Consider the following 12035-nt stretch of genomic DNA (forward strand, 5'->3'; position numbering starts at 1 on the left):
GGAAAAGGAAATGGGGCTTTTTGGCTAGAACAACATCTTTCATCAGTGAGAAGCAGTTTCCAATAAAAGTATTAGCATAAAATTCCACTGGATCTTCATATTCAGCATCGCCAGAATCAAAAATGGAATACTCACCTTACCGTTATCTTCTTGTCTTGCTACTTCTTAGAATAATCTTTTGTTTTACAAATTTTATAAATCAAAGATATACAGTTGGTACGCGGTTGTTTTGCGTAGTTATGAAAAATCAAAATAATTTAAATGGTGTAGTCTGTCAATAATAGGGTATCTCAATTTGGTAGTTATGAAAACTGGTTCGACGGATCGCAGGAACTCTTTCTGCTGTCTTCTTGTGCTAAGTAGGGAATAAGGGCATAGTTGATTTTTGAATCTTCTATCTAATAGGAATGCCTTTTGGGCCAGGAAACTTTAATCCCAATATGCATAGAAAATATATCTTAATGATATATGCATTACATAAATAGAGGTGCGTTTCTATCCACAAGATCTAGATAAAGCAAATTAATAATTATTTATTGCTACCGAGACTGAAAAATAACTTAAATAACCAGCCTTTAGTAATGTTTCGAACCTAAACTTTTAAGTTGCTGTTTTTCTGTGTTTTATTCTTTGTCTTAATTCTACTTGCACCGACCCTGCACCCAAATTCAATTTTACTATTTCAATATTAAATCATTCACAAAAATTAAAATACTAACAGTAGTATTATTCTTTTTGTTTTACAATATATTATAAATATTTAAAATGAAGAGTTTCCATGAATTTTGGATTTTTTGTAGAATTTGAAAAGTTTCCTTTTACTTCATCCGCGGAAGAAAGAGGCCCGCTTTCCTTATTTTGATCCCAGTAATTGCTGGTATTCTCAGTATTTTTTAAAACTTGGTACACCCATAGGTACAGTACAAATTCACACTCTCATTAGTGTATTGCAAAATTATATAAAAAATTATATTAATCTAGTAATTACTGTTTTTTTGTCTACAGTACAAGATAGATATGTTAACGAAAATTTGAGATTAAGATAAAGGTGCAAATATGCCTCCTTAATTATTTTTATAAAATCACTTATATATAAGGAATAATCTTTAAAATTCGCCTTAGCTTCATGTGGTAGAAAAGGTAGTAAGTCCAAATCTAGTGCGCCACGATTCTGCCACAAATTTCAAATTGTCAAATTTCAAGACTTAAATATTTGTTCTATAATGTGTTATGATTCGCTTTATGAATCAAATGTAAATAAAACTTTATAAAACAAAACTGAAAATGGTAGCTTTAACTTTTTGTGGCAGAAAAGATATTCACTCCAATCAATAAATCCACGTTTGTTGCCCTAGATTCAGAACGGAGAAATTTATTTTAACTTTTACTCCAATTTTTGTTTCCATATCCAGTCTGGATTAAAATAAAATCACACATAATATATATATATCTTAATTAGGTTTGAAAAAGTATGCCTTACTGATCAGTAATATGCATACTGCTAACTTTGCTTTATGGTTGTTTCAAAAATGCGTCTGATAGCCCATTTTTGATTTCAAATTATAGTCTAATTACGTTATGCTTTAAATGACGATTACTTCAAATTAAAGATTTAAAATATACTCAAAAGGGAAACTTTTTTCAATGAAATCTTGATTATTTTATTTGTATTCCCTTATAAAGCAACATTTAAGAGGTATTTTGGATACATAAGTCTCCTATGACAAAACTAAACTTAAATTACTTTTACACACGCTCTTTATTTTTTTAATAACGCAATTTTACAAGTATAAAAATGTGAATTTGCAAAATATTATCTAAATAAAATAATGAAGAGACAATTATTTAACTTTTAACCACTTTAACTAACTAAAACCAAATTAACTATGAATGAAAAAGATGTAATTCAACGCTTTGTTAAGGCAAAAAAGCTTTTTAAAAACTATGCCCTGCTGCTTATGCTTTGTTCTTTTAGCCTGGCATCAGCTCAAAATTCCGATGAAAAAATTACTGGTGTTGTAGCAGACCCAAATGGGCAGCCACTTTTTGGTGTAACCGTTCTTCTAAAAGGAACAAGCAATGCTGTATCAACAGATCTTGATGGTTCGTTTTCTATCAAGGCTAAAATTGGAGAAGTACTTGTCCTTAGCTATATAGGATTTATTAAACAAGAATTGAAGATTACCAACAATAAATTAACTGTCCGTTTGAAAGAGGATGTAAAAGCCTTAAATGAAGTGGTTGTAATTGGATATGGTAAAGCAAAAAGAGGAGATCTTACAGGGTCAATATCTTCCATATCGGGTAATGAGCTTCGCAAAACCCAACCTGTTACTTTTGATCAGGCACTACAAGGAAAAGTAGCTGGTGTCGTGGTGCAACAAACATCTGGGCAGCCTGGAGGAGGGGTTAATATACAAATACGTGGTCTGTCTTCGTTTGGAAGTAGTTCTCCACTATATGTAATTGATGGAGTTATAATTGGGCAAAGCTATGATGGTGCTAACGGTACCAATCCATTAGCAACTATAAGTCCATCGGATATTGAATCTGTTGACGTTTTAAAAGACGCATCAGCTACTGCCATTTACGGATCGCAGGCAACAAATGGTGTAATTGTTATTACCACAAAAAGAGGTAGAGAAGGACTACCAAAAATCTCCTACGAGTTTTCAACAGGTGTACAGGAACTGATTAAACAGTATCCAACGATGAATTTGAGAGAATATGCTAAGTTTATCAATGACAGAGCTGCTGTTTGGGGTTTTGATAATAGACCTGAGTTTGCCAATCCTCAGTATTTGGGTGAGGGGACAAACTGGCAAGATGAATTATTCAGACAGGCCCCGGTAAAAAATCATGTGCTTACTTTAAGTGGGGGTAATGATAAAACGCAGTATTTATTATCAGGCTCTTATTTTAATCAGGAAGGGATTGCACTGGGATCTGAATTTGGAAGAGCATCAGTAAGATTAAATTTAGATAACCAAACTACAAACTGGCTAAAAATAGGAACCAGCTTACAATTAACTCATATTGATGAGAATGTAAATTCAACAGGTTCAAGTGTAATTTCCGAAGCATTAAGTCAGACCCCGGATATACCGGTAAGAAATGCAGACGGCAGTTATGCCGGAGAAGAAAGTAATGAAGGATGGATTGCAAAACGTGTAAATCCTTATGCCCTTGCACTTGTAAATAAAAACGAGGCTAAAAGAAATCAGTTTTTCGGCAATTTGTATATTGATATAGCCTTTACAAAGGATTTGTCATTTAAAAATGAACTGTCAGGAAATTTTGCATATAAAACAGAGGATAAATTTTTTCCCACTTATAAGTTTGGCTTAGCGGAAAGACTTACCAACGAAGCTTTTTATTCTTATAGTCAAGATTATTATACCACTTTTAGAAGTTACCTTACATATGCTAAGGTATTTAAAAGTAAATACAATGTCAATATCCTGGCAGGTCATGAGGCACAGTTGTCCCAGTTTGAGAATGTTTCTGCGGGAAGAAAAAATTTCATTTCAAACAATGTCACCAATATTGGTTCTGGTGATATGGAAACAGCAACCAATGGCGGAAGCAAAGGAGACAGTGCCCAGGAATCTTTTTTTGGACGTGTTAATTTTATTTATGATGATAAATATTTATTTACTATTAATGGCCGTGCTGATGGTTCCTCAAAATTTGCATCGGACAACCGTTGGGTAACCACTTATTCGGGTGCCTTTGGATGGAAGCTCAATAATGAAAATTTTTTAAAGGGCTCAAAAATTGTCAATGAATTAAAGCTGAGGGTAGGCTATGGTCTGACCAATAATCAAAATGTTAGAAACAATGCTTATCTGTCCACTTTAGAAACTGTTTCTACGGGTTTATCAGGTATTTCACAACTTACTTCTAATCTGGGAAATCCTGTGGTGGAATGGGAAAAAACAGAATATTCCAATATCGGGATCGATGCGAGGTTATTTGGAAGAAAACTTGACCTTTCTGTTGATGTGTATAATCGCTATACTGACGGATTATTAATGCAGATTCCATTACCACTATATTCCGGGATTGGAAACGGAGGGATTAATTCACCTTATGTAAATATAGGTTCTGTTAGAAATAGAGGAATAGATCTTCACTTAAATTCCACAAACATAACGAACAAGGATTTTACCTGGACTACAGATTTTACTTTATCACATAATAAAAATGAAGTATTGAAATTAAATACTGATGGGGCTTCATTACCTGGATATCTGGGTTCTGAGGTAGTTTCCAGAACTGTAGTTGGAGGCTCTATTGGTGATTTTTATGGCTATGTAACAGATGGGGTATTTGCCACAGCGGAGGATTTTAAAACTCATGCTTTACCAACCAATACAGATGGTACCGTTTTGCCAATTACGCCAAATTCGGGTGGGGTTTGGTATGGAGACCTTAAATTTAAAGATTTAGATGGAGACGGCGTTATTACGGAAAGGGATCAAAAAAAATTGGGTTCTCCTATTCCTGATTTTCAATTTGGTCTTGGTAATTCCTTTACCTATAAGAATTTTGATTTGAATATTTTCTTTACGGCGAATCTGGGTAATGAAGTCGTAAATGGAATGAGGGTTAATGGTGATAATCCTTTGACAAATAATGGCTTCCTGACATCATTGAAAGATTATGCTCAATTAGCCTTAATTGATCCAAATGGTTCAGCTTCAGATATTAATAATGTATATGTCACCAATCCCAATACTAATATTGTAGGGCTTAAAAATAATGACAGCAATAGAAATAACCGTTTTTCTGACAGGTATGTTGAAAACGGATCTCATATCAGGTGTAAAAATGTTACCATTGGTTATAGATTCCCTACAGCATTGATTCAGAAAATACGTATGAGTTCTTTACGTGTGTATTTCAATATTACCAATTCCTATCTTATTACAAACTATAAAGGTATGGATCCCGAAGTAGGTTCGTGGAATCCATTACAGGCTGGAATTGATAGTGGCTTTTATCCACAATCCCGAACCTTTACTTTCGGGCTTAATCTAGGACTTTAAACAAAAAAACTAACTATTATGAAAAATATAAATTTAAAAATGGTTTGTGTGTTGTTTACTGTTTTTTTTACAGTAAGCTGCCAGGATGATTTTCTTGACCGACCTTCAGATTCAGAGATAAGCAGTGAGAATTTTTACCAGACAAAAGATGAAATTAGATTAGCTACTGCTGCTCTTTATGGAACTAAAGTATGGGCAGAATGGAATAATTCAGCCTACCTTCCTTTAGGGGACATTTTAAGTGGAAACTTGATTTTTCAGTATCGAGGTGCGGCATTAGTCCAGCTTAATACTTTTACGCTTTCAGGATCTAACGATATTTTGATATCAGGCTGGAGAGCGTTATATCGCACAGTTGCGCATTGTAATACCACCATTAAAGCTATTAATGAAAATACGCCGGAAACAATATCCACAGCTGATAAAAATGCGGCAATAGCGGAAGCAAAATTTATGCGCGCCATGGCCTACTACCATATAGTAATGTTGTGGGGAGAGGTACCTATTATTGAGGATAACACCAGGTTAATAGCATCGCCTATGATAAATAAAAACAGAGTAACAGATGTTTATCGATTCATCACAGAGGACTTAATTTTTGCTGCTGAAAATCTTCCCAATACTGATACCCCTGGCAGGGTTACTGCCTGGTCAGCAAAAGGGATGCTAAGTAAGGTATATTTAACTATGGCCGGATTAGGACAATCAGGGGGGATGCGTAATCAGGCCTATTTAGACCTGGCTAAAAAATATGCAAAAGATGTGATTGAAAAAAGTGGATTAGCATTGCTTCCAAGTTATGCCAATCTTTTTAAGTCGCAGTATAATGACAATCAGGAGTCCTTATTTGCACTGCAATGGTCTGCAACCAATTCATGGATGCTGGGTAACCAATTATTGACATATTCTCCAAGTAACGATATTAATCCCCACAAGGATGGCGCGTGGGGATCTCCAGGAATTTCTTATGATCTATATCAGCATTATACCCCGCAGGATTCAATAAGACGAAAAGCAACATTTATGCTGCCAGGAGATCATTATGCTGAGTTGAATGCTGCCGGCGGCGGTTTTAACCCTGGAGGACCAGCTATAAAGAAACATATTATTGGGAATGAGGTAGATAATAATACCCCTACAATGACTCATTTGGGTTCTATAGAGCATAATTCATTACTCAGATTAGCAGATATATATTTAATATATGCTGAAGCTATACTTGGTAATAATTTTACCACAAGTGATCCTAATGCATTATTATATTTTAATAAGGTAAGAGAGCGTGCAGGTGTTGATCCGGTAACAGTGCTTGATGGAGATGCTATTTTTAAAGAAAGAAGAGTTGAATTTGCTTGTGAGGGACAATATTGGTTTGATTTGGTACGACTTTCTTATTATGATCCTGTCAAAGCAGTTAATCTTCTAACCAATCAGCAAAGAGTAGAATTTGACTATAATAAAGATACCAAAGTGGCTACACCTAAAGATCCTATTGGAGCTATTTCTCCTGCTACCTTTGCTACTTTTACTTTACAATTGCCGACATCAGAAGTGATTGTTAATCCTAAGTTGAATGAACCATCAGTACCTTATTATGAATAGTGATAAAAAATATATAAATATGAAAAAGTTAGTAAATAACCGTATTAATCATTTGCTGTTTTTGATGTTGACACTGACTATTACAATGTTAACGTCTTGTAATAATGATGATGATTCAAATGGTGCACCTGTAATTACAGAAGTGAGAAATTATGCTGCTTCTCCCAATGATACTCTTGTAAATAAATTGGTGCCTGGTCAGTGGGTAGTTTTGAAAGGGTCTAATTTAAAAAATGCTGTTAAGATAGCATTTAATGGTGTATCAGTTGATTTTAATGGGGGGTTGTTTTCAGATGACTATGCTGTTGTTCAGGTGCCCTCAGTAATACCATTTCCTTCAGTTCCTGAAAATCAGTTAAATACTGTTGAAGTTGTTAATGAAAGTGGTTCGGCTACGTTCAATATTGATATCGTTGCGGGACCACCTGCATTTTTTTATATTTCAAACGAGATTCCGGTTCAGGGAGAAATTGTCACTGTATTAGGTTCAAATTTATTTCTTATTAACGAAGTTAGTTTTGGCGGTGCAGCCATAACTGATTATACAGCCAAAGATGATGGGACGTCAATTAGCTTTGTAATGCCAAATATTACAACAAGCGGACCTTTAAAAATAACTACAGCATCAGGTCAAATTCTTACAACATTTAATGTCAATGATTTAACCACTGGTATGATTTGTAATTTCGATACTATTGGAAGTATGGCCTGGGGTACATCGACAAGTAACAATGATCCCGATTTTTCAGGTAATCACGGGTGGTATCCTATTTTAAACAGTGGTATTCTTAATGCAGGTAATGGTTCCTGGTGGGAAGGAGGCCGAGGAATTAATATTGAACAGGCACAGCAATGGATTCCAACAGCTGATTTAGGAAAAGGTGTAGATCAATTTGCCCTTAAGTTTGAGATCAATATTCCGGGTACCTGGAACGGCGGCTCTATCTTTATTGTAAAAGATTACAACTGGACATATTTAGCCCGTTATGAACCATGGAAAATTTCTTCTACGCAATCGGCTGAGGTTACCACTGGCGGAAAATGGGTAACAGTGACAATCCCTTTAACTGAATTCCGTACAAAAAAGGATGGAAAAGATGGTACAGGAGATCAGGCTACAAGCTTAACCCAATTAGTGGGTGATTCTGGAAAAGGCGGTATAAACTTTTTTATTATCAATGATGGCAGCACACCAACAGCAACTGGTTTCCGCGGAGCCATTGACAATATCAGGGTGGTCAAAATCAAAGAATAAAGCTATTTATTAATAATAACTGATTAATTAAAATTAAGGTCTGTGCGTATCAATAAAAATTCGATGCTCGCGCAGACCTTATAATAAAATTTATTCATCTAAAAAAAACAAAATGAATTTTAAACATTTCTATAAAATTTTACTACTGCTCATTGTTACAGGGCTTTCAGTCTATTGTTCAAATAATGGAGACGAAGACGCACAATTATCTGTTTCAGCAAAAACTGTTTCTTTTGGACCTGAAGGGGGTACATCAGAAGAAATTACCATTGCTGCAAACAGTAAATGGAGCGTTAGTAATTCGGCAGCATCATGGTTACAGTTAAGTAAAGAATCTGGTGATAGTGGAAATACTGCTATTACATTTACAGCTTCAGCTAATGGAACTGCATATACCCGATCTGTTGTATTAACTGTTGTAGCTGATAATGGTCAGGCCCGAAGAATTACTATTGAGCAAACAGCTAATAAATATCCAACGTATAATTTATCACCAAAGGCACCAGATATGACTGGAATGAATCATACAGCAACTGAAGTTATTGCAGCAATTAAATACGGAATAAATATTGGCAATACATTCGAATTAAGAGGTGTGAATGCAGATCCTACAGAAGAGAATATCAAATTTATAAAGCAAATAGGTTTTAATGCCGTTCGTCTACCATGTGGGCCAAATTATGTTGGCAATGCGGACAAATCCAGTGTTGCAAAAATAGATGCTGATTATCTTAATAAAATAAAAAAAGTAGTGCAATGGTGCGTAGAGAATGACTTGTATGTATTGGTTAATATCCACTGGGATGGTGGCTGGTTAGAGAATAATATTACCGCAGTTAAGCAAGAAGAGATAAATGCCAGACAAAAAGCGCTTTGGGAACAAATGGCCACAACATTGCGTGATTTTGACGAACATCTGATGTTTGCCAGTGCTAATGAACCAAATGCTGATGATGATGCAGAAACGAAAATATTACTAACATTTCATAAGACTTTCATCGATGCTGTTCGTTCAACAGGCGGCCGCAATACCTATCGCACCTTAGTGGTACAAGGGCATCCGGAACATATTTATGCAGAGAACTTTGCGGCATTTAAAGACCCGACTCCAAATCGTTTGGCATTTGAATGGCATAATTACACACCAAGTAGTATGACAATTTTAGCTGACGATAAAATAAACGGGGGTTGGGATAATGTGCGTTTTTACTGGAGTGAAGCCAATCATTCAACTATTGAACCAGATAGAAACTGTCAATATGGGGAAGAAGCTGAAATATTGGTGGATTATACTCGAATCAAAACAAAATTTATTGATAAAGGGATTCCTTGTCTTATGGGAGAATACAGCTCTAACAGATGGAATGCCACAAGTAAATTTAAACCTAAAGAATTGGATAAGCACAATAAGTCAATTGATGATTGGTACACCTTTAATACCAAACAATGCAAAGCTATTGGTGGCGCTCCATTTGTTTGGGATACAGGTGGGATTTTTGATAGAGGAACCAATACCGTAAATGATCAGCGTTCATTAAATGCTATTATGGCTGCTGGTAATTAATCTATTGGTCCCATTGGAATTAGTATTAAAGCTAACTCGTTCCAATGGGCTATTTTAAACTACTATCTGTGGTAGTAAAACAATGACTCATAGTAATGATGTATTAACCACATTTTGTCTATAGAAAGTGTTTTGTTAAGCTGGTGTTTTTCAACGTATCAGCATTATTTTTTATACTCATTATTTACATTATTTTGCTATTAACTACTAACCAAATTTTTTAAAAATGAAAACAAACAAATTATATTTTCTTAAGATTTTATTGTTTAGCTTTTGTTGTCTTATCACTGCTACAGCTTCTGGGCAATCAATCCAAATTACAGTAAATGCTGCTGTAAACAAAAAAAAGATATCTCCATACATATATGGACGGAATGAAGGCTTGGAGAATACTGTTCAATTTTATAAAGATGCGGGTCTGCGTTTTGCGCGTATCGGTGGTAATAATGCGACAACTTATAACTGGCAGGCAAAACTAGATGTTCATCCAGACTGGTATAATAATGTTTATGCTTCTGATTGGGATGTAGTGGCACAAAGAGTTATGAACAATAGCTCCAACAACATTCAGGGGATGTTTACCTTTCAGTTACTGGGCAGAGTTGCATCGAGCAACGAGCATAACTTTAATGACTGGGCTTTCAACCAAGCACAATATTGGTCAGGTCTTAATCAAAATTTAGCCGGTGGAGGAGTTGTTAATCCAGCTGGTGGCGGAGCAGCTTTGGTTGATGGTAACATTGATCTGTTTACCAAACCTTGGCCAGCCGATTCTTCAGTGGCAATTCTAAATGACTGGTTTGGAGCAGGCGGTAAAGGATATGATAAAAACCGTTTTATATACTGGAGTATGGACAATGAGGTAGATATATGGAGTGGTACGCATGATTATGCTATGCCAACACAGATATCGGCCTCTGCATTCATGGACCGCTATATCGAATTAGCGAAGAAGGCAAAAGCTTTATATCCTGGTATCAAACTTTGCGGTCCTGTTAACACTTCCGAATGGTTCTGGTACAAATGGGCAAATGAGAGTATATGGATCAATGGCAAGTATTATCCATGGCTTGAGTATTTTATAAAACGTCTTGGCGATGAGTATAAGGCAACCGGTATCAAGCTGGTAGATGTAATAGATATTCACAACTATCCTGCTTATAATAACGATGCTGAGGCACTGCAAGGACACCGAATTTATTATGATGAAACCTATGATTATCCGGGTTCAAGCGGTATTAGATCAATTAATGGTGGCTGGGATGATACACTTAAAAAACAATATATTTTCAAGCGTATCAATGATTGGGTAACCGAAGAGTTTGGTGCAAATAGTGGTATCACAGTTGGTGTAAGCGAATGGGGCACCATGTCAAGCAGCAACCCAAGCCTTGAATCTGTTATTTATGCTTCGCATTTGGGCACATTTGCAAACAATGGAGTTGAATTGTTTACTCCATGGAACTGGTCTATTGGTATGTGGGAAACGTTGCATTTGTTTAGCACGAATGCTAAAGAATATAGTGTTTCAAGTGTTTCTTCAGCAGAAAATACAGTTTCGGCTTACTCCTCAATAAATGAAGCCGCAGACGAGATGACTGTAATAATTGTAAACAAAGACATGAACTCAGCTCAAAATCTGACAGTAAACCTTAACGGATTTTCGGTAAATAATGGAAATTATAAGACTTTACAATTGTCGTCTTTGCCTGCTACTGAAACTTTTGTATCTGAAACACAAAATGCGCTCAAAACAAGCCAGGTTTCAGTCAACTCAAATTCGTTAACTATATCTGTGCCAAAGCTTTCTACTACAGCTATTCTGCTTAAAAAAGCCTCAGTAGTTATTACGATACAGAATAAGGCTACCGGGCTGGCAATTGATGGAATGTATAGGTTTGATAATGGCGCTATTGCAGGACAGTGGACTTACAGTGGAAACACTGCACAACAGTGGGAACAAGTAGTTGAAGGAAATTATTTTAAATTTAAGAATGTAGCTTCAGGTCTATACCTTAATGGTAGTGGGCAGACCACTGCCGGATCAGCAGTTTATCAGGCTAACAACAGTACTGATTGGAATTTACATTGGTCAAAGGAAACAGTTGGAGCATATACCAAATTTAAAAATCGTAACACTGGATTGTACCTTGATGGAATGTGGAGAGGTTCCAATTCAGATTTGGGGCAATATACAGCAAGTACAGGAGATCCACAGCAATGGACAATAACTACGTTTGGTGGTGGAACTCAAAAGCCAGCATCATTAACTACCAAAATTGTAAATGTTGAACAGACAGAAAACCAGGTGTTATTGTATCCAAATCCATTTGTCGATAGTTTAAAATTAGAGGTATCAGATTATAAAGGTGAACTTCAAATAGAAGTTACAGATATGTTAGGAAGGGTGTTACAAAGTATCAAAGTTGATAATGAGTCTGATAAAATAGCTATTGGAGCTTCTCTAAAATCAGGTTTATATATTGTAAAAGTAAATGGGACAGGTTGGTCTAAATCCTTTAAAGTTGTGAAAAAATAACACCTAATAATAACAAGTTTACCT

Annotated in this window: 5 protein-coding genes; all 5 read left to right on the top strand. The window is 35.6% G+C overall.

Annotated features, from left to right (window positions below):
* Positions 1–1886: 1886 nt before the first annotated feature.
* Positions 1887–5051, top strand: a complete 3165-nt coding sequence (locus NLJ00_RS14510) for a SusC/RagA family TonB-linked outer membrane protein (protein ID WP_256634279.1) — start codon at positions 1887–1889, stop codon at positions 5049–5051.
* An 18-nt stretch (positions 5052–5069) separates the two neighbouring features.
* The gene (locus NLJ00_RS14515; protein WP_256634280.1) at positions 5070–6653 is read left to right on the top strand and encodes a RagB/SusD family nutrient uptake outer membrane protein; all 1584 of its coding nucleotides are present in this window, start codon (positions 5070–5072) and stop codon (positions 6651–6653) included.
* A 19-nt stretch (positions 6654–6672) separates the two neighbouring features.
* Entirely contained in the window at positions 6673–7908 is a 1236-nt protein-coding gene (locus NLJ00_RS14520) for a glycan-binding surface protein (protein ID WP_256634281.1), read from the top strand.
* A gap of 112 nt (positions 7909–8020) precedes the next feature.
* Positions 8021–9472: a cellulase family glycosylhydrolase gene (locus NLJ00_RS14525; RefSeq protein WP_256634282.1), complete on the top strand. Its 1452-nt coding sequence runs from the start codon at positions 8021–8023 to the stop codon at positions 9470–9472.
* A 382-nt stretch (positions 9473–9854) separates the two neighbouring features.
* On the top strand, positions 9855–12011 hold the full coding sequence (locus NLJ00_RS14530) for a glycoside hydrolase family 44 protein (protein WP_256634283.1): 2157 nt from the start codon (positions 9855–9857) through the stop codon (positions 12009–12011).
* The last annotated feature ends 24 nt before the right edge of the window (positions 12012–12035 follow it).

This window comes from Flavobacterium panici, from assembly GCF_024499525.1.
Classification (GTDB): domain Bacteria; phylum Bacteroidota; class Bacteroidia; order Flavobacteriales; family Flavobacteriaceae; genus Flavobacterium; species Flavobacterium panici.